This window comes from Paenibacillus sp. GYB004 (assembly GCF_036577605.1).
Classification (GTDB): domain Bacteria; phylum Bacillota; class Bacilli; order Paenibacillales; family NBRC-103111; genus Paenibacillus_AB; species Paenibacillus_AB oceani.
The window spans coordinates 281701-305207 of record NZ_JARBDB010000011.1; the positions used below are offsets into that span (position 1 = coordinate 281701).

The following is a 23507-nucleotide window of genomic DNA, read 5'->3' on the forward strand; positions in this document are numbered from 1 at the left end:
TAATTTTGGCATAGGAGAGAGGGACGGATATGAACGACTTTTACTAGGAAGCGATATGGGAAAAAGCATGGAAAGACCGCGGGGATACCCTCATAACCAGGATGAAAAAGGCGGGGATCGAACCGGCCCGGGCGTTTGATCAGAAGGCGAAGTCTTTTAACGAGCAATCGTTTGACGCGGAGGGAAGAAAGCGGACCGCCAGAATTATCGGCTGGCTTGAAGGGCAAGGAGTGCGATTCGAAAATGTTCCGGTGCTGGACGTAGGCGCCGCTTCGGGCGTGTTTACGGTACCGTTTGCGGAGCGGGGGGCCCGGGTAACCGCTGTCGAGTCATCTCTTCCGTTGGTCGAGCTGCTGAAAGAAAATATCGCCGGTTTCCCGGAAGATCAGGTACAGATCGTACCCGAGCCGTTTGAAGAGATTAACGTGCAGGCGAGACGCTGGAGCGAGGCATTCGATCTCGTCTTTGTTTCGATGTGTCCGGTCCTCCACGATTGGGAGAGCGTGGAAAAGGTGCTTCAATGCGCGCGAAAGTTTTGTTACATCAGCATGCCGGCGGGTTCCACCGAGCATAGTCTGGTGAATGAAATCTGGCCGCTGATTACCGGCAAGCCTTTTGGGGCGACGTATACGGAGCTGGGGTATTTGCTGCATTTGCTTTATCTCAAAGGTTATGCCTACGAGTCTCTGATCACACGGGAAACGAAAACGACGGAAGTCCCCGCAGAAGCGGCGCTGCAGGAAATAATGAATCTGCTTCGCAGTCACGGCGTGCCTGCCGACGAGCAGAACCGGAAAACGGCAGCCGACTATGTGGAACGCGCGTATCCGTCGGGCCGGGTGACCGTGCGTCAGAGCGGCCGTTACGGCAAAGTGCTGATTCGCCTGCAGGATCAGCATATGTATGGCTGAAGCTTGGTGATAGTTGCAGTGCAGGGATCAGGCGAATGACTTCTCCCAAAAACAGGAGTTTCAAAAGGGGGTAGCGAAATGATACTCATCGAGAATGTACCGTTTCAACCATTGGGAAGGTGATCGAATGAGTGAAATTCGCAACAAAAGCAATATCGCCCTCATAGGAATGCCGGCATGCGGGAAAAGTACAATTGGCGTCATCGTTGCAGAAGCGCTGAATAGGCCTTTTATCGACACAGATTCGATTATTCAAGAAATTAACGGGAAGCCGTTATGGCAGCTTCTTGAAGATGAAGGCAGGGAACCATTTATGAGGTTAGAGTCGGATGCGGTTTGTTCCCTGGCATGTACGAACTCCGTCATTGCGACCGGTGGTAGCGTCGTTTACTCCGAGAAGGCAATGGAATATTTAAAATCAATAGCAGATATCATATTTATGGAGATTTCCTACCCGGCTATTGCGAAGAGGCTTGCCGAACTGGACATCCAGAAGCGCGGGGTCGTCATGGATAACGGAAAAACGTTGCTGGAGCTGTACGAGGAGAGAGATCGGTTGTACCGCAAGTATGCGGACTACACGGTCTCTACGGATGATCGAACCGTGGAAGAACTGGCAGCACGACTAATTGGCTTATTTCGCGCTTCATAAGCAGAATAGTGATTGGATGCCAAAAACCTGCGGTTCCGCTAACGGACCCGCAGGTTTTCGCATTGCCTTCCCGATTCGGTTGAGTTACGGCGCGTAGGTGCGCATATAGTCAAAGCGCAGCCAGATGTTCTGCGACGACGGATGTTTGTTGCCGGTGACGACAAACTTCACTTTATGAAGTCCGGGCGTCAGCGTACCGGTATCCCAAATTTGCGACTGGGTCACGCCGGTGCCGGCTCGGTAATAGTCATACGTCATCACATATTGATCATCCAAATAAATGTCGACCAAACCGCCATTGGAAGCGAGCGTGCCGTACACGATCGCCCGGTTGCCGTAAAATTCGGTTTCGAAATAAGCGCCGGCTTCCCGGCCGATCCGCTCCGTTCCTCCGTAATAGCTGGAGCTTGAATTGGCCGTAATGTTGCCGTAATACGTGATAAGCGGATTGGTATCGTCAATGAGCGTGGACGTCGTGGCCACGATGTCGATGGCCGCGGAAGCTGCGGACACGATGCCGATGTCCGAGACCGCGTAGACGACATAGCGGTCCTGCGCCAGATTCGTCGTGTCCAGCGTAGCCGGAACGTTGGCTTGCGCCGCTACCTTGACGCCGTATTTGTTCAGTCCGGTCCGCTGCGTTGCTTGATCGATTTTCGCCCATGTGGCTTGCGTCGAGCTAGGAACCAGATAAAGCGTGCCGTTGTCCGAGCTCGTCGCCGTCAGGGATGTGCCCGCTTGCAGGCTGGCGGCGGAAACGCCGCTGACAACCGGCGCCAAATGACCCGAATCGATAATGTGCAGCGCGTCCACAGAGACGTGGTCGTTGGTGGCCGGACTGATGTGCTGGCCTTTTACGACGATTTTCATCGTGTGAATGCCCGGTGTAAGAACGCCGGTGTCGTACAGCGTTTGTTTCGAGATCAAGGTCGGATTGTACAAATTCACCGTCTCCTGAAAGACATCGTCAATATACACATCGGCAAGTCCATACGCCGCATTGCGCGAGCCGATCCAGGCCGCCCGCGAGCCGTAGAACGGAATTTCCGCATAACTGCCGGCGATACGGTTAAGCACCATCGTTCCTCCATGATAGCTGGAGGAGGAGTAGGATGTCCAAGTTCCATGGTACGTAAACAGGCTGTTGGTATGGTCGATATAACCCGACATGACCGGAAGCAGCGTGACGGCGGAGCTGTTCGTGCTCACATTATGGCCTTCGTCGATCGCATATACCCGGTAGCGGCCGTATTCGAGCCCGAGCGTCGACAGTTCTGTCGATACGTTCTCGGCGGCGTTCGCCTGCTTGCCGGCACCGCTTGTAATCGCCCCGCGGATCGCCTCTGCCGTTGCTGGCGTCGTCTCCGGCACGATGTACAGCGCGGCCGGTTCATCCGCCTGAGCGTAAACCGACGAACCGACGGTAAGCAGGGCAGGGCCGGTCAGGCTGACGGTCGGCGGGACGATATCCACAAACGGATAATACACGTTTGCCGTCACGGTGTTCGTCAGGCTCTCGATCTGCGCAAGCGGCGACAATACGGAGCCTTTCGCCGGGTGGCTGACCGCCAGACGGCGCTGACTGGGTCCGACGCCATGCAACTGGAATTGTCCGTACACGTTGGTCGTTGCCGTCAAGGTCGTGCCCGGAATCGTGACAATGGCGCCTGAGACCGGAATCGTCCGCTGCTCGTACACGACGCCCGCCACCGTAAACGGCAGAGCGTCCGGCTCGTAAGCGCGGAAGACGTCGACGGCATACGCGCTGGCCGATCCGCCCTTCGCATTTTGCAGCGTGACGGCGTTGGCGCCGGCTGCAAGCGCCAGGGGCACGGTCAACGTGCCGGTTGCGGACAAGCTACCCGAGGTGATCGTTGAGCTGCCGTCGATCGCCGCCGCTGTCACGGAAGCGCTCGCGGACGAGCTGGCGACACCCGCTTCATACCGGTAGCGGTCCGGACGGAAGGCCAGGACGAGCGGTGCGGTGTCCAGCGACAATCCGGCCAAATCTGTCCCGTCGTACAGCTTGACCATGCGAGCCGCCTCGCGATAGCCGTCCGCGGTAATGCGCACAAGCTTCGAGCCCGGCTCGTCAAAAGCGGACGGAGCAAGCGCCAGGCTGCCTGCCGATAACGTGTACTGACCCGGCGTCAGCAGCGTATCGCCAACGTAAACACCGTCCACTTCGCTACGCCAGGCGGACGAATCCGCAAACGTGAAGGTTACGGCATCGCCGATCCGCAGCGGGATGCCGGGCGCCGTTAATGCCGGCGGCTGCAGTCTGCTTTCCTGCAGCTTCAACTGGCGGACGCCCATCTTGTAATTGGTCGAGCTGGCATGCTTGCCGGTATTCGTAAACGTAATCGTATGCGTGCCCTCGGTGAGATAACGGGTGCCCAGTAGCTCGAACGTACTGATCGCCGCGCCGGTAGAAGCGTAAAACTCGTACGAGCCGAGCGGGCTGCCGTCAACGGCCACATCGTACTGTCCGTAGCTGCGCGCGACGAACGGGGTGAACCGGATGTCGTACGTATCACTTTTCGCTGCGTCAAAGGCGAATGTAATCGATTCGCCCGGCGTATTCGCCTCCAGCTGGACCGTATCCGAGCCGGCTACATAAAGTGTCGGCACCGTTTGCGACGTGATCGGCAAGTTGTTGAACGAGAACGTTTCGGAACCGCTCGACTGGGACACGAGCGTGATCCGGTCGGTATAGGTACGGCCGTTCCAGTCGACGACGGCGGTAATTTCCGCTATACCGCTACCGACAGCGGACACCGTTCCGTCCGAGCCGACGGCAAATACCGATTCGTCGCTGCTTTTGTAACGAACCTCATGGAAGACGCCGCCGAACGGACTGCCGCTGCGGGTCGTGCCGGCAACGGCAAGCTGCACCGGTTCGCCGGGCAAGTAGTAAGTTTTGTCCGAAGTCAGCGTAACGGCCGATACCGGATCAGCCTCATAACCCGCGACCGTATCGATCTGGAACGTATGCGTTCCCGTCCAGCTTGCATGAGGGATGAACAGCTGGCGCGAGCTGCCGTCGCCGGCAATCGTAAAGCCGGGATCGTGCTCTTCGAACACGATCGTCGAGCCGCCGGAGCCTGTCGTCACTTCACGAATCAGGAACGACTCGGTCGATTGGTCGGGATGTTTCACCACGATGTACTTGCCGGACAAGGAAGCGGCAACGCCGGCCGGAATGACGGTTGACGTCACGAGGCCGTCGAAGCCGTCGCCCGCCGCCTTGCGTTTCGTCGCGGTGATCGCCCCTTGTACGGTCCCGTCACCATTTACGGTAATCGAGCCTTTCGTCAGCGCAGTGCCGCCGACGACAACCATTTGCGTCACCTGCTGATCGATCATCCGGATGAAGCCGGTTTTGCCTTTCATCACGATATCATCGAATACGATTGGCGTATCCGGAGAGCCGGTGTTGCTGATGATGATGTCGGTTACGTTGTCGTAGGTCACCTGGACGGCAACGGCGCCGTTCGGTGCGGAATCCAGCTGCAGCCGGTCGACAGTCCGGATTTTCGGCGCCGCCGCAGCCGCATAAGGCTCCATCGCTGTAATAAAGGTGCTCTGCAACTGGGTGCCGTCACGGCGCAGCACGAGCTTCGGCATGTCGTACTTGACAGCCTCGTCGTTCGTATCGAGCGCCTTACCCGACAGACGGGTGGAGCGGATCGACGGGGAGCGGGCCAGATACAGCTCGTTGCTGCCGTCGTCTAGCACGCCGATGATGTTCATCCGCGCCTTATCCGTACCGTTTTCCGACGTTTGCAGCGTGACCCGGAACGTGTCGGCGTTTTCCGGCAATACGGCTTTTTCGACATCGTTAATCGAGATATAACCGTAGTAATGGCCCTGAGCGCTGCCGCTCTCATTGAAGCCGGTCGGCTCGACAACGGTAACGCCTGGCGGCAGCAGATAGTCTCCGTAAGGTTCGAGCTCCAGATCGGTGACGAACTGCGCATCGCGGTTCGCATCGCCGTTCAGCGTATATTCATGGCGGGTGCCGCCCTCTACGCGGAACAGATCGAGCAAGTAGCCTTCGCCGTTCGGCGCGCCGGGGAACGTAATATGCCACGGCTCGCGGCGGTACTCGGACGCGGCGTTATAACCCGCGCTTTGCTCGGCGCGTACGACCTGGGCGTCGCCAAGCGGCGCGAACAGCTCGATATTGCCCCCGTTCCGCGAATTGTTATTGATCGCCATATTGGAGCTATTGACGACGACGGTATTATGGCCGATGGTCGATAACGTAAAATAGCGGTCTTTCGTGTACGTATAGCCCAAGTCCGGCAATAACTCCTGACCGAGCGCATAATAGTTCAGGTTCAACGGATCGTAATGGTTGTGCCCATACTTCGGCACAAATTGCAGCCACGATTGCGTCTGGCCGGCGCCGCTTCCCGACGCGGTGCGGGCGATTTTGGTCGTTGGCATCAGGAAGGAGCCTTCGGCCGTTATCGGCTTGGCCGATTTGTCGTTGGCCCACGTATCCATAACCGGCAGCACATGGCCGTTCGGATAGACGAGCAGGTCGTTGTTGCGCAGCGCCTTGTCGATAATCGGATAATCGGCCGCCATGTTTAATTGGTCAAAACGGCGTCCGGTGCGCGGCGACAAATAACCGATCGGATCGCTGTAGCCGTTCAAGGCGTCAACCGCCCGATCCAGACCGTCGATCGACTGCTTGTGGTACGACACGGTAACCTCTTTCCAGAAGCCGTCGGATAAAAACTCCATCTCGGTGTAAGCCTGCATCCATTCGAACGCCATATGCAGATAGTCCGGTTCGTTCAGCGCTTTGCCCGCATCGATCAGACCGAGCCATTGCGCGTAGTTCATATTGCCAAGCGCCTTCGGAAAACTGAGTACGAAATCGATCGACGGGATGAACAGCTCGTCCAGCAAACGCTGCTCCAGATCATAGCCGTGGATCGAGCTGAGCTGCGCCAGCGCATCCGTTTTCCGGACGTTGCCGAACGCGACGCTGACCGGGCTCAGGCTGCTCAGATCGGATACGGACCATCTGCCCCACAAACCGCCCCAGTAGTTGAACGGAGGGCCCGACGTCAGGTTGATCGGGTAGTTTTCCCATATATAGTCGGTCGTCGGCACATATTGATCGAACGCTTGCAGGAGCGCGTTCAGCACGTGCGCGGCGCCCATCGGGTCGGTTTTGGACAGCTGCTGGAGCTGGCCGAGGACGTACGCTTTCTGCAAATACCAGAGGTGAGCCGTTAAGAAGTACCGTTTGCCGCTGCTGTCCTCATAATACGGGTAGGTAACGGTACCGCCGCTGCGGGTGGACACGGTAATCGAACCGGTTTCCGGATAGGAGGGGTTCGGATAGACGGTCGACGTTTTGGTCGAGATCAAGCTTTTTTTATCGGCAGACAAGGTGTATAACGCGTCAGGGTGCAGTTCGGGCATTTCCGGCAATCCGGTAAAGCGGAAGCCGTTGCTCGGCGGGATGAGGTCGATCAAATCGAGCACATGTTGGGAAGGGGGGGCATAGGTGACAGACTGCACCGTCGGTGTCGGATACAAGTCCAGCTGGGCTTGGATGCCGGCGCGAATGATGCTTTCCCGGTCGGTGACGATGTGGGAGAGCTTGCCGCCGCCCGGCTGGCCCGGTTCGTAACGGTGCAGGCGCAACTGGTACTGGCCGAAAGCGTCGGTGTCGGGATGGTCGAATACGAGTGTATCGCGTCCGCCGGCGTAGCTGTGCGAGTCGATCGCCAGCGGCTTCCAGCTTCCGGCCGGGCCCTTCCATTCGAGCTGCAGCTCGCTGAGCGACGAGTCGATGCGGTCGAAAGAAAGACGTTTGCGCGTCGGCGATACATAATCCAGTTGGACGCCGCTTCCTTGCTCCGCTATGCCGGCCGGCACTTGACCGAAGTACAGCGAGCCGAAGCGTCCTTCGTCGACGAGGTTGGCTTTGACTGTTTTCGTGCCGCCCTGGTCGATGAAATTGGACGTCTCGAGCGGCGCCCATGCGGCTAACGGCGACGTTCCGAGGTGGTAGATATGGACGATGTTCAAGCGCCACTCCTCACCGCCGGCCGGCATGGAGGAGGCAAGCGAGCTCCAGGGCACAGCAATCTCGACTACGGTGCGCGTAGCCGTATCGTTAACCGAGGATGTGGCATTGCCAACCGTAAAACGCTGAGGAGTCGTCTTTGACAGCTGGCGTCCCATGTTCCAGTCGGTTACCGTGATGGGGGTGGTCGGTGTAATCGGCACAGGCAGCACATAGTGCGCTTCACCGTCCGAGCCTTTGGCAAGGACAATTTCGAGCCTTTCTGTAATCGCTTTCACAACTTTGTCGAACGATCCCCCGATGTACAGATAGTTAGCGTCATAGGAGACGGCAAACGAGCTGTCCGAGGCCGACGGCTTCTGTTCGAATACGGTGGAAAAATCGTTAATCGGAAACGAGTCCCATTCTCCCGGCGATAATGATCCGTCTATCGCGGGAGCGCCGCCGTACGGCACGACGAGCCATTTGTGCGAATAAGACGAGATGGGCGCAGAGCCGCTGCCGTCTGCGGATGCCGGCGACGGGCTGTACAGGGCAAGCGGCCAGAGCATAAGGAAAGCCAGAGCGATCAAACTGCCTTTGCGTGTCACATGCGTTCCTCCTTCATAAGAGTCTCAGATAAAGCTGCTGTCGATACATCCGGCTGGATCGGCTGCTTCATTTGCGGATTTGCTGTGCGATCACCTCACTTTATACACTCATTTATATAAACTACTAATAAATTACAAAATGTATGCGCTTTTACAAAAAACCGGAACAAGTTCAAACGGTCCGGTTCAAGCGGCATAACATCCGGCCGAAGGCGGCAGCAATTTATTAGGAGCCCATATACCAAGCCGAAGACGGGCGGCAGGGCGGCTTCGCCGGAAGTCCGGCGCGCTGTGGAAAAACGGGTCGATACTGAGAAAGCAGGTTGGGGCGTTAACTAATGTTTAAGTAATTTTTATTTACTTAAAAATAGCAGAAAAAACTAGAGCTGTATAGGTACTAGTTTAGTATTTGATGATATTCCGATGCCGTTATGCTACAATGATGCCCATAGCTAGTGTCATTCGTAATGAGGTGTGGGACGATGCGAGGCAGAACATCCAACGAACAATTCCGCATACAGCTGGAAAATATGGTTCAGACGTTACGAAGCGAAATTACCGGAGGGCACTACCAGGTCGGCGATTTTTTGCCCTCCGAGAAAATGCTCGCTTCGCGGTTTCAGTTTGGCAATATCTCGGTGCGCAAAGGGCTGGAGCTGCTCGTCGAGGAAGGGCTCATCGATAAGATTCCGAAGGTCGGCAATCGCGTAAAGTCGGTTCATTCCCGGCGGGTAACGCTTCGGCTCGCGTGCATTCACGTCACCTGGCGAAATTGCGACCTGCAGCGGCTTCTCGACATGTTCCAGCAGAAATATCCCTGGATCACCGTTGAGGTGACGGAGTATCCCGCAGGCAATGCTCTGCCCAAGACCGATATCTTCGTGATCGGCGAGCTGCATTTCAGACAAATCGTGGAGAGAGAGCTTCTCCGTTATTTGAAGCCGCTGACTCCTAACGAAGACGTGCATCCGCTGCTGACGAAACAATTTGTGCATGAGGATCAGCTCTTTTTCAAGCCGGTCGTTTACTCGCCGATCGTTCTTATGTACAACAAAGCTCATTTTCGCGAATCCGGATTGGCGGAGCCGGATGGAAGCTGGACGTGGGACGATCTTATCCGCGCAGGCGAGAAATTATCCGAGGTGGAAGGCCGATACGGATTTTGCTTTCATGTACCGGACATTAACCGCTGGCCCATGTTTTTGCTGCAAAGCGGAGAACGGTTCGAGTGGGAAGGTACACGGCTCAAATCGATTAAAGGAACCGGGCTGCTTGAAAGCATCAAGCTGATGAAACGGCTTATGCAAAACAAGAAGCTGTTCCCGTCCTTTTTATCCGAAAGCAACCAGGATTTCGTCAAGCCGTTTTTGGAAGGCCGCTTGTCTATGACTTTGGTCAGTTATATGGGCCTGAATTTGTTCGTTCAATCGGATGTTGATCTGGACATCGCTCCCGTTCCTTACATCCATGAGCCGTGTTCACTGATCATCTCGTCGGCGGTCGGCATCAACGCCGCTTCCCCTCATATGGAGGAAGCCGAGCTGTTCGTTGATTTTCTGACGGGGGAGCAGGGGCAGAAGACGATTCAGCAGCACACGACGAGCATACCGGGGCTGCGTTCGCTGTCGCCGACCGATGCGGGCAGCGCGGTGCGGCGTCCGGCCCGGTACGGGTTATACCGGGAGATGATGTTCTCCCTCCGAACGCATATGGATTTGAATTTGACCAGCCGGGAGCTGGCGCTCGTGTTCCGGCAGTTAAAGCAGTACTTCGCCAACATGATCAACGAGGACGAATTATGCGAGGAGATCGCCCGCGTATTGCAGAGAGAATGACGTTTTCTTTTCCCGGACGAGGCTCAATAGAAAGGTGCGGTCAGATTCCGGTATTATACGGATCAAAAGGCTCAACTCCACATAACCGAGTGGGGTTGGGCTTTTTTTTGCTGCGAATTCGTCTTCCATAGCAGGTGCGCATACCATTAGAATCAGATTTTGAAAGAAGCCCTGACCATGCCGGTTTGCCGGGAGCGGCTTTGCGTGGTCTGGTTTTTATTTAAACAAAATAATCGGGTCTGTAGTTTTTTTATAATCGTTGACACAGTCTTAAATCCAGTGATATAACGATCTTGTGTAGTTTTTAAATTAGTGATTATAAAAATTACAACAAAAAAATGATTGCGATTATGGAAACCAGAACGGGGGCGGAGGTTGGAGGTGCAGTTTTGAAAGCGTTTCAATTGGCGGGTATTTTCGAATTGAAAACAAAAAGCGGAGGTCGTGTTCTCATGAACAGGAAATTGCATTTGGCAGTTGCGTCACTTTCGATTGCGGCTATGCTGGCCGGTTGCTCGTCTTCGAATAACCCGGAGCCGAGCGAAGCGGCAAAACCGGTGGAACCGGAACCGAGCGGTCCGGCAGAAATCAACTTGGTCACGCCTGACGCTACGATAACCGCCGAATATTTGGAGGGATTGCGGAAGAAGTTTCCGAACTATACGATCAACCACATCGATCAATCGCAAAAAGGCAAGACGATTGAAGATCTCATCACGACAGGCGTGCCGATCGATATCGTCGGCCGGGCTGGCACCGGTTTCTACAGCGATGTCGTGAATATGAAGCTTGAAGTGGACATGAGCCCTTATATTAAAGAGTACAACATCAACTTGAACGAATTCGAGCCGCAACTGATCCAGTACATCCGGACTATATCGAACGGAGGCATGTACGGAATTCCCGGCGGATCGGCGATCAATCACTTGCTGTTTTACAACAAATCGATATTCGACAAGTTCGGGGTGCCTTACTTGAAGGACGGCATGACATGGACCGAAGTGATGGATGTAGCCGCCAAGCTGACAAGAAGCGAGAGCGGTGTGAACTATTACGGCTTCACCGGCCATCTCGGCGTTATGACGTCATGGAATCAGCTCGGCATCTCGCTCGTCGATCCGAAAACGAATAAACCGACGATCAATACGGATGAACGCTGGAAATCGTACTTCCAGATCGTCTATGGAAACCCGGCGCTGAACGAAGCGTACCGCAGAGACAACCGGGCGTTTTCCGGCAGCACGACCAGACTGACCGAAGGCAAAACGGGGATTTTGCTGTTTAATGCCGGTATCGCCCTCGTCACGAAGGAAATGCAGGAGGAGACGATCAACTGGGATATGGTGTCGCTGCCGTCGTTCAAAGAAGCTCAGAATACAGGGAGCCCGATGAATTCGACGATCTGGGGATTGACGAAGCAGACGCGCAACAAAAAAGCGGCGATGGAAGTGCTCTCCTATCTGGTATCGGACGAAAACTTGCTGCCGCTCGCGAAGAAAGGGTACCTCGTCCCGAAAATCACCGAGCCGTTCATCAAAAACTTCGCGTCCGAAGCAAAACCGGCGGGGAAAAACTGGAAAGCGGTCATCTACAACAAATACGCACCGTTCCCGATTACAAATAAGAGCGATGCCGCCATCTCGGCGATTCATACCAAATATATCGAGTCGATCATCAAGGGCACTACCGATATGAATACCGCGCTTCGCATGGCGGAGGAAGAAGCTCAGAAAGTGATCGATGCGAACTCAAGGTGAGGCAAACATGACAACAACGTATTCAATAGCTGTAATCGGAGCCGGTCAAATCGCGCATACCCATCTGAGGGCGCTGCAAAGCTCGGAAAGAGCCCGCCCTGTCGCGATAGCCGATGTGCTCGAAGAACGGGCGCAGCAGCTCGGTTCGGAGTATGGCTTGTTACCTTATACGGACTACAAACAGATGGTGCTGGAACAAAAGCCGGATCTGGTGATCATCACGCTGCCGCATTTTTTACACAAAGAAGCCGCGGTCTGGTGCGCCGAACAAGGGTGTCACATGTTGCTCGAAAAACCGATGGCGTTAAACGTCGCCGAATGTATGGAGATCAACGATGCCGCTGAGCGCAACCGGGTGGTTGTGGCCGTCGGTCATATGCAGCAATTTTTCGCCGAGCATATCGCAGCGAAGTCGATTATCGCATCGGGGCAGCTCGGCGAGCTGGTGATGGTGAACGATAAACGGTGGGGGAACTATTTCCAGGCGAGCCGTCCGGCATGGTTTCTGGAAAAGGCGAAGTCGGGCGGCGGCGTGGTCATCAATCTGGGCAGTCATTCGATCGACCGGATTCAATGGCTGACCGATAGTCGGATCGCCGCAGTTAGAGCGAGCATGACTTATCGGAGCTCAACCGACGTGGAGGGAAGCGCCGCCTTGTTCATGGAGACGACGTCCGGCGTTCCGGTTACGGTCTCGCTGTCCGGCTACAAAGGCGTTCCCGCCAACGAGACGGAGCTGCTGTTCACCGACGGCGCTTTGCGGATCGGCATCCGGAGAGGATTGTCGATCGGAACCGACGGCACCTATACGCCGGTTACTGTTCCGCCGTCGGCCGATGCGTTCGTCGCCCAGTTGGAGAGCGTGCTGGATACGGTGGAATACGGAAAGCCGCTTTCCACCTCCGGCGCTTACGGCCAGTCCGTCGTCGCCGTCGTCGAGGCGGCGTACCGTTCTCACGAGACCGGGACGGAGCAGCAGGTCAGCCAGATCCAGGAGCTGCTTCGGGCTAACCGGAAATGACGGTATAGGTTTAGAACGCCAAACAGAAACGAGGGCGTGAGGACGATGAATACGAACAAATGGGCGGTATTGGCGGAAATACCGTCAACTCCCGCCGCCGATGGCGGGCTCGCAGAGAAGGAATGGAGCGAAGCTGCCATATTGGACGACTTCCGGACGGCTTACTTCAACGAACGGGTAGCAGACGGTCCCCGCTACAAGCTGGCCTATGATTCAACCCATTTGTATATAGCGGGCACGTTTGCGTCGGAGGATCGGCCGGTTTTGGACAAAATCGAGCTGATCGTAAGTACGATGAAGCCCGGAGAACCGCATTATATCGTCTCCATCCCGGTTACGCCTGCTGCAAAAACGATCAAGACGGGTTGGGGGGAGACGGATTTACAGCCAATCACCGTGCAAGTAAATGATTGCTCGCTGATGGATGCCGGAGACCGGACGGTTGTGGAGGCCAAGGTTTCCTGGTCTTCGCTCGGCTCCGCGCCGCCGTCACCCGGAACGCGCTGGCGTATGAATGTCGTACACGTCCATCATCTGGGCTCGAAACCGTTGATCAGCTGGGTTCCGGTGCGAACGTCCAGGTTTTGGGACACGGGCAGCAGCATCGTTATGGTGAATGGCAATGTAATCGATGAAGGCCGGCTGGGGAGTCTGTTTTTCGCCAGGACGCCGACCGGTCGGAGATGGGTCCCGCAAGACGCGGGACTCCGTTACGTCGATTTCACGCATAAGGAGGTATCGTTTAAGGAGGACGGGATCACAGGTCCGCAGCAATCGGAGCTTGCGCTGAAATGGAAAGCTCCTTCAGGCGATTGGATGCCGCTGCCCCGGGTAAGCAGCGGTACGGACGGAACGCGCCGCGTGTTAACGTTCGAGCATCCTCCCGTTTCCGCTCGCGGTCTGATCGAGCTTCAGATGTGTGTGTATCGCGGGGATTGTCCTGATGACGGATTATTTGCGATCCTTTCGTTCGACCGGGACGAATGGATCGAAGCGGGGCTTGCCGTGTCGGCCAAGGTTGTTTCGACTGGAAATCCGGTACGTGTGCAACCTGAGCCCGCGTCTCGCCATGTGCAGCATACGCTGGAGCTGATTCCGGACAAAACCGGATTTATTTTTACCGGTCTGCCGGAAATGCCCGAGCTGCATCCGGACCAGCTGTTCAAGCTGTCGGACGACCGTAGAAGCCTCGTCTCGATCAAAACGGGAACCGTATACCCGAACGCCCGGTATCCGGAAACGAAGGTCGTAACGGCGATCAACCGGAAGGGCGAAGCCGTGGACTATCCGTATTATGAGGATGAAGCAGGCAAACGTTACTTTTTGTCCGCCCGACTCTGGTATTTGCAAAGGCACTACACCGTTGCGGAGACGGAAACGATCGCCGGGACGGATGCGCTTGGCGCGGCGAGGCTGCTGTACCGGTTCGCCGAAGTATACGAAGGCTATGTGCCGACGACCGATTACATCTGGCACAACTATCCGATCAGCATAACGTCCGGCCCGCCGTTTAATTATTGGGGCGGCATGTGGTGCCGCTGGTCGGTCGCCGAGCTGAACAGCCTGCGTCCGCTGCTGCGCGCTTACGATCGGGTCAAGCAGACGAACGCCTTCGACGTGTTAAGCGAGGAAGTCGGGGAAGATGTGGACCGGAAGATTGTCCGGGATATGTTCATTCCGTCGATCCAATATGCGCTCGCTTATCCGTACGTGCTCGGGAATATGAATTATACGCAATGGCTCGGATTGATCGAAGCCGGCAAAGCGCTGAACGAACCGGATTATATCCACAACGCCTTCCAGTGGATGGAGGATTATGTGGAGACTCAGTTTCTGTCCGACGGTTACTGGAGGGAAGCGGCGCCGTCGTATCACGTGCAGTCGACGAACGGTCTGGCCCAGGCTGCGGACGCGTTGTCCGGCTACAGCGACCCGGACGGTTACGTATCGCCGCGTACCGGCAGACGGTTTGATAATCTGGATATGAGGACCGTGTACCCGGCGATCGGAATGTCGGTCCGCAACAACAATCTGCTTGTATACCCCGACGGGAAGCTGCTGCCGCTTCAGGATGCTTGGGCATCCGACATGGCCGGATCACCGCTCCTGGATGCCGGCCCGCTGCTGATGCCTGCGGCGGGAATCGCACGGCTCGCGGGGGGGACCGGAGCCGATCAGACGCAAGTATGGCTGCAGTTCGAGCCGAAATACGGCCATAACCACTACGGGCCGCTGCAGCTGAATCTGTATGCGGCAGGGCAGGAGCTGCTTCCCGATCTCGGTTACACGTATACGAAGGACCGGGCGTTCACGTTGTCGGCGATCGGGCACAACACGGTTGTCGTAGACAGCAAAGATATGAAAATCGACGATGTCTCGAAACACGGCGGCCGCATCAGTCTGTTCGCGCCGATGGGAGACGTTCAAGCGATGCGGGCGGATCAGAAGGAAGCTTACGAAGGCGTGGACCAGTACGGCCGTGAGCCCTGGCTTATTTTGTTTCCGGGCGCGGCGGAGGGCGAAGGCTACGTGGTCGATCTGTTCCGCGTATCGGGCGGCAGCCGCCACGAGTATACGCTGCAGGGAGACGCGAACCGTGACGCCTGGTTCGAAACCGCCCTGGAGCAGGGCGAGTTCGGTCCGCATCTGCTGCCTCCGGGTACGAAGGTGAAGGAGGCGGAACAGTTTAATGAACGGGGGAGTGCCGAAGGCCATTATTACGGCTACATCTCCATCCGGAACGTTAAGCGGGCGCATCTGCCGGGCGACCGCTACGAGGTTACGCTGGTAACGAGCGAGGACGGGGCGGAGAAAGCGAAAATGAACATAACCGGCTTGCTCGAGCCGGGCGGCAATGAGCTATACTTGGCGCGCTCGCCGTCGATCCGTTCTACGCGGCTGTCGGGCAAGAGCGCAGATACGAACGACGAAGCGGCGAAGTACGATATGCCGAAGCTGGTGCTCAGACGCGACGGCACCCGGCTGAATAGCACGTTTGTTACCGTGATGGAGCCTTATGCGGGAGCGGCGGGGCCGCGCATCGAGACGATCGAGCGGCTGCAGCTTAGCGAAGGGCCGGAGGGGGCTTTGGCGATCCGGGTAACCTACGGCCGCATTACGGATCTCCTGATCAGCTCGACCGGACATCCGGATCAGACGATTGTCGCGGACGGGGTGACGATGCGCGGGAAGATGGGGTTTGTCCGGACCGAAGACGGGGTCGTCCGGTCGATGTATTTGATCGGCGGCACGCTGCTGGCGACAGGCGGCGTTGCATTAACGGGTATGGGCACGATTCGGGGCGAGATTACGTCGACGAAACGGAAGGCGAACGGCGACCCGTACAACGGTATCGTTACCCGCACGCCAATCGGCGCTGCCGCAGCGGACGCAATGCGTGGAGCCTACGTCGTCGTAACCCACCCGGACGAATCGGCGAGAGGATTCCGGATCAAGGAGACGATCGGCGATTCGGGCTCTACCGTTATCGTATTTGACGAATATGATCCGGGCTTCGAGATTCGCCCGGACGGTACGTCGATCATGAGCTATTACCCGGCCAAGCGCTGGAACGGTACGCATACGTTTACGTTTGACGGCATCAGCGTTTATGGCAGCCGCTCGCCGGAGTCGGAGCCGGTCCATCATCAAGCCGGTGCAGCCCCGCACTCCGTGCAGTATTAATAACACTTTCAAAATGGGGGGCCTGGCGGGAGAAGGAGCAGGTTCATAAATAAGTGTTTGACCGGCGGGGGAGTTGTGCAGGGGAGTCAGCCTGCATAGCTCCCCTTTTTGCGCTTTACCGGCCAGCTCTGGGGGCGGCTGACCGTCTTGATCTTCAGGATACCGGCTTCGGCCGGCAGGAGGGGGGAACCGCATCAGTGGTATGTGCGACCGGGACGGCAGGAAATCCGGCCGGTGAACGCGAATACATGTGGATGGAAGATCCTGTATTTGCTTTTCTAAAAGTGCGAGTTCAAAAAGTCCGGTTTTCAGCACCGAGAAGATGGGATGAAGCAAGGAAATGAGGAGCGGAGCGTAGTGAAAGCTACGTGAGCACCGGAAGTTCCGGCTGAATTCCATATTCGATGTCGAGTAGGCTTCCTGATCTGCTTCGTGATCAAAAGTGGACTTTTTGAACAACCTCTAAAAATGAATGAATCAGGAGTTCAATTATGGAGCGGATCTATGAGTACTTAAAAGCCTGCCAAGGAGAAATCGCAGAGGATCTCGAACGGCTCGTAAAAGCGGAATCCCCCTCGCTGGACAAAACGTTGACAGACCGGTGCGGGGAACAACTCCGGACGATGTTCGTGCATCATCTTGGCATCGATGCGGAGCTGTTCCCTCAGACGGCTGTCGGCGATCATATGCGGTTTACTTACGGTGAAGGCGAATCGCAAATTTTGATTTTACTGCATTTCGATACTGTGTGGGAGGCCGGGCGCCTGTCGTACCGGGTAGAGGGCGGCAAAGCGTACGGTCCGGGTATTCTGGATATGAAGGGCGGGATCGTGCAGTCGCTATGGGCCGTGAAAGCGCTTAAGGAAACCGGATGGAAGCCCCGGCACAAAATCGTGTTCCTGTGCACAAGCGACGAGGAGATCGGCAGCGGCACTTCGCGTGCCCTCATCGAGGAAGAGGCCGGTAAAAGCGGAGCCGTTCTCGTACTCGAGCCACCGGTCGCCCGTACGGGAGCACTCAAAACGTCGCGCAAAAGCGTCGGCAAATACCGGATACAAATCCGGGGCAAAGCCGCTCATGCGGGCAATCATCATGAGGATGGAATCAGCGCGGTGGAGGAGATGGCGCGCCAGATCATCGAACTGCACGCCTTAACCGACTATGCCAAAGGAACGACGGTGAATGTCGGCGCTGCGGGTGGCGGAAACCGGGCCAATGTGGTGGCCGAATACGCGGAGCTCCAGGTTGACGTCCGTACCGTCAATCTGGAAGAATCCGAGCGCGTCCATCAACGGATCACCGGACTGCAGCCGTTCCTGCCCGGGATTACCCTGACGGTCGAGGGGGGCGTCTCCCGCCCGCCGATGGTGCGAAGCGATCAGACGCAAAGGCTGTTCCGTCTCGCTTCCGAGTGCGGTACGGAGCTCGGGCTCGCGTTGCAGGAGAGCGCGGCCGGAGGCGGCAGCGACGGAAACTTTGCCGCGGCTCTCGGGATTCCGACTCTGGACGGTCTGGGCGCAGTCGGCGAAGGCCCTCATGCCGAATACGAGCATGTGGAGCTGGATCACCTGCCCGTCCGCGCCGCGTTGCTGGCCAAGCTGTTGGTCCGTCTGCAGACGTCCGGGGAGTGGGCCTGACCTTGCACGAAGGCCATACCGGATGATTATGCGAACAACGGAGAAATGATCCCCGTGATCCGCAGCCCCCGGTCGTATCCGCAGAGTTTCCCGGCAGTAAGGCGGCGGCCGGGAACCGGGACATTTCCGGTTCTTATGCAGAAGAAAGCCCGGTTTCAGCCGGGCTTTTCCGCGTTAAGGCCGTTTTCCGAACGCCGATAGTCGCTGGGTGTCATGCCGGTCACTTTTTTGAACATGCGGATAAACGACGTGACGTTCACGTAGCCGACCCGGGCCGAGACGTCGCGGATCGGGGTGCTCGACTTGGCGAGCAGCTCCTTCGCTTTGCCGATGCGCACTTCGTTCAAATAGTCGGAAAAATTGCTGCCTGTCTTTTCCTTCACGTACCGCGACACGTAGCTCGGCGTCAGTCCGAGGCCGCCCGCAACGCGCTCCAGCGACAAATCTTCGTGGTATTTGCTGTGAATGCTGTCAAGAACGAATTCGACGACAGGGTCTTTTTTCTCTTTCCGTTCGGCGATCCGGCTTGACGCCTGCGAGAGAAACCGTTCGAACAGCTGCCGGTATTCGTCCACGGAGGCGCAAAGCTTCATTTCCTGGTACGGGGACTGCCGGTCCAGCACGGAATCGATGTCCACATTGGCAGCGACCATCGCTTTGATTGTTTTGGCGACGATTTCTTTGGCGAACGCGCGGAACTGCTCCTCGGTCGCACGGTCCTTTACCATACGGCGCAGGGCCCGGTCGATGAGCAGCATGACATTCTCCGCTTGACCGGTCTGCAGGTTGGCATACAGTTCCTGCTCCTGCGCGGGGGAGAATCCGACATAAAGCGGCTCCGGCTCGAGCGAGCTCAATAGTTGCGTTTCCGTCAGCAGCTTGCGCCGCCCGACCATTTCGAGCGTATCCTCATACGATTCCGTTATGCTTCCCGGCTGTACGAGCTCGGGCTTAAACGCCACGGTCAAATAGCCGTACTGCTTATCGCGGTCGAACACCGACTTGAATCGTTCCAGCGTTTCGAATACGCCTTTCGCCTCGCCGTCCGTGAAGAGCAGCGACAGCACCTGATTTTTCTCCGTCTGCAGCGTTACCGATTCCGGATATTTCTCGGATAGCGAAATGCCGATGAATTCTTTGATGAAAAACATCGCGCGCTCCTGTTCCGCCGCCGGAAGCTCGCGGAACCGTCCGGTCATCGACAGCTGGAACACGATGAGATAAAACGGCTTTTCCGCGATCGGCAGCTCGTTCGGCCGGGTGTAGATGTTTTTCAGCTTGCGGATGTAGCCCAGGTGCGTCAAGTGCGATTGCTGGTTGCGCAAGTCGCGGCTGATGTCTGTATTCGTCTGCAAAAATTGCTTCACGTTCGCGTCGATAAACCCCAGTTCGTCGATTCGCTTCGAGGAGGGGGACTGCACTTGCGGACCGTATCGCTGAATCGTCTCGATAATGTTCTGAATCGGCGTGTAGAAACGGATGCTGACGAAGACGGACAACGCCCCGCTGATAACGAGCGCCAGAACGAGCAGAAGGAGCAGCACGACATTGATGCGCGACATCTGATTAGCGATTTTCTCGTTTGGGATGACGAGCGTGTACGTCAGTCCGGTGACGTCGCCTTTCCGGAAAAAAAAGTAGTTGTTATCCGCCTTCACATAGTCCTTCGTCAGGTCGAGCCGATCGAAGGAAAGCTCAAAAGGACGGCTGCGGTCGGAGCTGAACAAAGTGCGGCCGCTCTCGTCCAGGATGTAGAAATAGCCGGCGGTCCGGCTGTCGAACGTGCGGAACAAACTTTCGGCGTCGAGCAGAGCGGTGATATACATATTTGGATCGGTCGTCGATTTCAGCACGAGCGGGAATAAGTCGCCGTGACTCATCTGCTGCGAATTCGTAAATTCCGCCTGCGGGTATAGACGCAGCTTGAACCCGGCGTCGAACTGGCGCTTCCAGAAGTCGACTCCGTACGGGGCGCTTCGGTACGTGCTCGCGTACAGCGATTCGAGCCGGTCGGGACCGCCTTGATGCACGACGAATGAGTTCATCTTGAATTGGACGATAACGTCCTGCAAAAAGAGCATGTCGTTTTCGCGGATATCGCGGATTCGCTTGACGAGCTGATTGACGGCGTCGTTCGCGGCAGAACGGTCGGCGTCGAACAAGTAGGACAGCTGGTTGTTGAAGAACAGCCCGACGAGCGAAAGCTGTACGGACTGGATATGATTCTCGTACCGGTCGGCCATATGGGACAAATTTTGTTGGCTGCTCGTAGTAATCTCGTCACGGATGTTCCGGTGAAAAAACGTGTACGAGACGAGATTAAACGTCAGCAGGAGAACGATGACCGCGATGAACCCGGAAAGGATTTTGACGAATAACGAGTTCGTTTTCAAAGCCGTCCCCTCCATATGGAAACGCTTTCTATTCACGACGATGCCACAATCGGAAGTAGGAATGCCGCCTTGACTAAATAAGGGTATTACGAACATCGTTCCAAGTCAATAGCCGTTCGGTTTACATATTTTATAGTAATTCGCATCATTTGATGTGCCGCAACGTACGTATACGATTGCAAAAATAGATACTGGCGGGAAGGGGGCGGCGATTGTATGGTTAATTGTGAAAGCGGTTTCCGCCGCATTCGAAACCGAAAGGAAAACGGCATGCGTGTCGATAGAAAGGGGGATCACATGCGATTCGGCTATAGGCGGGGAAGTGTGAGCATCGCGGCGGCTGCCGCTGTTATGCTGCTGGCCGGCTGCATGGAAACGCCGGGCAGCCGGGTGGCGCGGTCGGAGCCTCCCGCTGCGTATGCCGGAACGACAGGAGAAAGTATCTTTCCCTACAATCCGCCGGTCGAGCTGTCGACGGTCGGGATGACGCTGCCTGTACAGGTTTACCCGCAGGGCGACGACATGAACAACAACGCCTGGACGCGTCATTTGAGAGACAACCTCGGCATTATCGTCCAAAAATGGTGGGAGACGTCCCCCGGGCAATTGGAGCAGAAGACGAATCTGATGATTGCCTCCGGAAACATCCCGAATTTCTTCATCGCCACGCCGATGCAGCTCGTCCAGCTGGAACGGGCGGACTTGATCGAGGAGCTGTCGCACGTATACCCGCGGCACGCTTCTGCGAACGTTCGCAGCGTCATCGAGGAAGCAGGTCCCGAAGTGCTGGAGGCTGCGAAAATCGAAGGCAAACTGATGGGCATTCCGTTCACAGGCGTAGCCAAAGAGTCGGTGCCGGTCCTTTGGATCAGGGAAGATTGGCGGACCCAGCTGAACTTGCCGCAGCCGGCAACGATGGATGAGGTGATCACCATCGCCGAAGCGTTTGCGAATCGGGACCCCGACGGCAACGGCCTCCACGATACATACGGGCTGGCGCTGGACAAATCGCTGTCGATGGCAATCGGACTGCTGAACGGCTATCACGCGTACAAAGGCATCTGGATCGAGGAGCCTGACGGTCGGCTGGCGTACGGAAGTATTCGGCCGGAGATGAAGCAGGCGCTCGGCAAGCTGCGGGAGTTGTACCGGTCCGGTCTGATCGATCCCGATTTCGGGATGAAGGAAGGGGGGAAAGTGTACGATTCGATCGGCGCAGGGAAAATCGGCATGGCGTACGGTTCGATATCGGCGAATACGCTGTATACGCAAACGCCGGACAGCCGCTGGTTCGCCTACCCGGCGCCTTCGGCGGACAGCGGGAAAACGCGGGTGCAGCACGGGCTTAATTTGCACATGGGCTTTTGGGTCGTCAAGAAAGGCACGCCACATCCTGAAGCGGTACTGCGTATGGCCGACGAATTCGTCAAAAAATTTTACTTGAACACGGACGACAACGTATACCGGCAATTCAATTACGATATCGAGCAAAAAATGTCGATCTGGCACCAGGCGCCCGTTAAGCTGTACAAGTCGTACAAAAACGCCGAAATATCCGCTCATCTCGAACCGTTACTGACCGGGGTCAAAGTGCCGACCTTCGCTGAGAAGTCCGCTCTTACACCGGAGGAGCGGGAGAAGCTCGTGCTGATTCAAGAGTACTTGACCGGCAGATCCGCGGATTGGTCCGTCATTGCGCGCAACGGTTTGCATGGCGGCGGAACCGTTATCTTGGATTATGTCAAGAACGGCCAGCTGCTGGCCGACCGATTTTACGGATTGCCGACCAAAACGATGGTGCAGAAGCTGGCCAGCTTAACGAAACTGGAGGAGGACGTGATGAAGCGGATCATCCTCGGTGCGCCGCTCGACGAGTTCGATTCATTCGCGGAAGACTGGAAGAGGCTGGGCGGCAGCGATATCACCGCGGAAGTGAACAGCTGGGCGGGCTCCAGATGAGGTAACACCGGCTCACTTACGGATAAGAGGGAGGAAAAAACTGTGGCGCGTTATGTGAAAATCAGCTGTTTATCGGCTCCGCAGCTGCGGGTGCCGCCGGAGACGGGCTTGGAGGAGACGGTGGTCCGCATGATCGCTTATTGGGAACGCCAGTTGGAGCAGGTGCTCCCGGACCGGCCCGATCTGATCGTGCTCCCGGAATGCTGTGACAGGCCGGAGAAGGCCGGATATACTCCCGAACGGATGAAGGAATATTACCGGTACCGCGGCAACCGGATTCGCGATTTTTTCGCCCGCGTCGCCGCGGAACGGAACTGCTGGATCGCTTATTCCGCAGTACGCGAGCTGGAGGACGGCACATTCCGCAACTCGACGCAGCTCCTCGACCGGACAGGTGCCGTCGCCGGTACCTACAACAAAAACCATCTCGTTGAAGGCGAGCGGACGAACGGCGGCATGCTGTACGGCAAAGACGCCCCTGTGTTCGAAACCGAATTCGGACGAGTCGCCTGCGCGATATGCTTCGATTTGAATTTTGACGAGCTGCGCTTGAAGTACGTGCACAATAAGCCCGATCTGATCCTGTTCTCGTCCGCATACCACGGCGGTCTGATGCAGCAATACTGGGCGTACAGCTGCCGCGCCCATTTCGCGGGATCGGTTTATACGCACGCGACTAGCTCGATCATTTCGCCGGTCGGCGAGATCATCGCCACGAGTACGAACTACTATCATTATGTGACGCGGACGGTCAACCTCGACTGTGAAGTGATTCATATCGATTATAATGAAGCCCATTTCCGCAAAATCAAAAACAAATACGGTACGAAAGTGAACATTCACGATCCGGGGCTGCTCGGCTCCGTGCTCCTTTCGAGCGAAACCGATGAGTGTACCGTGCAGGACATTATCCGCGAATTCGGCCTGACTCCGCTCGACGATTACTGGAAGCGGGCGACGGCGCACCGGTGCGCTCCAGGCAATCTGGAATCGTAACCGGTCTAACGAAAAGG

Annotated in this window: 11 protein-coding genes; 9 read left to right on the forward strand and 2 right to left on the reverse strand. The window is 56.5% G+C overall.

Going from position 1 to position 23507, the window contains the following annotated elements:
- Positions 1-53: 53 nt before the first annotated feature.
- Both PV433_RS07190 and PV433_RS07195 read left to right on the forward strand, forming a co-directional pair.
- Positions 54-911, forward strand: a complete 858-nt coding sequence (locus PV433_RS07190) for a class I SAM-dependent methyltransferase (protein ID WP_332071644.1) — start codon at positions 54-56, stop codon at positions 909-911.
- A gap of 127 nt (positions 912-1038) precedes the next feature.
- On the forward strand, positions 1039-1563 hold the full coding sequence (locus tag PV433_RS07195) for a shikimate kinase (RefSeq protein ID WP_332071502.1): 525 nt from the start codon (positions 1039-1041) through the stop codon (positions 1561-1563).
- 84 nt (positions 1564-1647) lie between these two features.
- On the opposite strand, the gene PV433_RS07200 is transcribed toward PV433_RS07195, so the two are convergent.
- Entirely contained in the window at positions 1648-8208 is a 6561-nt protein-coding gene (locus PV433_RS07200) for a hemoblobin-interacting domain-containing protein (RefSeq protein WP_332071503.1), read from the reverse strand.
- Positions 8209-8690: 482 nt separating this feature from the next.
- Between PV433_RS07200 and PV433_RS07205 the strand changes: the two genes are divergently transcribed.
- The 5 genes from PV433_RS07205 (at position 8691) to PV433_RS07225 (ending at position 18142) form a co-directional block, all read left to right on the forward strand.
- Positions 8691-10043: an extracellular solute-binding protein gene (locus tag PV433_RS07205; protein WP_332071504.1), complete on the forward strand. Its 1353-nt coding sequence runs from the start codon at positions 8691-8693 to the stop codon at positions 10041-10043.
- Positions 10044-10495: 452 nt separating this feature from the next.
- Positions 10496-11800 (forward strand): ABC transporter substrate-binding protein, encoded by a 1305-nt coding sequence (locus PV433_RS07210; RefSeq protein WP_332071505.1) that lies wholly within the window; start codon positions 10496-10498, stop codon positions 11798-11800.
- Between the two features lie 7 nt (positions 11801-11807).
- A complete protein-coding gene (locus tag PV433_RS07215; RefSeq protein WP_332071506.1) occupies positions 11808-12821 on the forward strand; it encodes a Gfo/Idh/MocA family protein in 1014 nt (337 codons plus the stop codon).
- Positions 12822-12866: 45 nt separating this feature from the next.
- Positions 12867-16505 carry a heparinase II/III domain-containing protein gene (locus PV433_RS07220; protein WP_332071507.1) on the forward strand — a complete coding sequence of 1213 codons (3639 nt, stop codon included), beginning with the start codon at positions 12867-12869 and terminating at the stop codon, positions 16503-16505.
- A 491-nt stretch (positions 16506-16996) separates the two neighbouring features.
- Complete coding sequence (locus tag PV433_RS07225) at positions 16997-18142, forward strand: M20 family metallopeptidase (RefSeq protein ID WP_332071508.1); 1146 nt, start codon at positions 16997-16999, stop codon at positions 18140-18142.
- A 155-nt stretch (positions 18143-18297) separates the two neighbouring features.
- Here the strand turns inward: PV433_RS07225 and PV433_RS07230 are convergent, their stop codons facing one another.
- Complete coding sequence (locus tag PV433_RS07230) at positions 18298-20535, reverse strand: helix-turn-helix domain-containing protein (protein WP_332071509.1); 2238 nt, start codon at positions 20533-20535, stop codon at positions 18298-18300.
- 297 nt (positions 20536-20832) lie between these two features.
- Here PV433_RS07230 and PV433_RS07235 point away from each other — a divergent pair, with 297 nt between their 5' ends.
- Together PV433_RS07235 and PV433_RS07240 are read left to right on the forward strand one after the other, a co-directional pair.
- Entirely contained in the window at positions 20833-22494 is a 1662-nt protein-coding gene (locus PV433_RS07235) for an extracellular solute-binding protein (RefSeq protein WP_332071510.1), read from the forward strand.
- Between the two features lie 42 nt (positions 22495-22536).
- A complete protein-coding gene (locus PV433_RS07240; RefSeq protein ID WP_332071511.1) occupies positions 22537-23490 on the forward strand; it encodes a carbon-nitrogen hydrolase family protein in 954 nt (317 codons plus the stop codon).
- The last annotated feature ends 17 nt before the right edge of the window (positions 23491-23507 follow it).